This window comes from Methylobacterium sp. WL103 (assembly GCF_008039885.1).
Lineage (GTDB): Bacteria > Pseudomonadota > Alphaproteobacteria > Rhizobiales > Beijerinckiaceae > Methylobacterium > Methylobacterium cerastii.
In genome coordinates this window covers 1-565 of record NZ_VRUX01001218.1, presented here as the reverse complement: position 1 = coordinate 565, position 565 = coordinate 1, and the positions used below count along the sequence as shown (strand labels likewise).

1 protein-coding gene is annotated in these 565 nt (G+C 72.4%); it reads right to left on the bottom strand.

Features of this window, described 5'->3' with window-relative positions; translation table 11 throughout:
* Positions 1 to 361, bottom strand: a 361-nt coding sequence (locus FV222_RS28705) for a YgjV family protein (RefSeq protein WP_147816511.1), incomplete at its 3' end; no start/stop codon positions are given.
* Positions 362 to 565 lie beyond the last annotated feature (204 nt).

The following is a 565-nucleotide window of genomic DNA, read 5'->3' as shown; positions in this document are numbered from 1 at the left end:
ACCTGGAGCGGCAGGCCGACGGCCAGCCGCTCCAGGTCGCCAGGGTCATCCCGACGGTGACCAGCGTGGTCGCGGCAAAGAGCGGGGCGACCCAGGCGGCGCGGCCCTCGGGCCCGATCGCCCGCATCGAGACGAAGTTCTGCAGGACGGCGATGGCGCACATCGCCGTGCCGGTGAACGCGCCGAGATGCAGGTAGTGCAGGCCGAAGGCGGCGGCGCAGCCGGCGGAGGCGAGGAGCATCCCGCGCCGATGCGGCATGATCCCGGCGATGAAGCCGAGGAGGAGCCCGAGGGTTCCGAAGAGGTCGAGATGCGGCTTCGCCGCGGCCCATCCGATCAGGGCCAGCTCGATGACGGTCATGGTCCACGCCCGGTCGGCGCGGAAGTGCGCCGCACTCGGTGCAAGGCGCTAGGTCGTCATGGTAACCGGTCGGTTAACGGCGTTTTCCGCAAGGCGCCGCCGTCGCCGCAGCGCAACAGCGGAGGGCCGCCTGCGGGGAGGGCGCGTGCTGCGACCGCGATCGAGCGGATCAGTCCGCGGCGCGCACGCTCCGCCCTTCAGGCC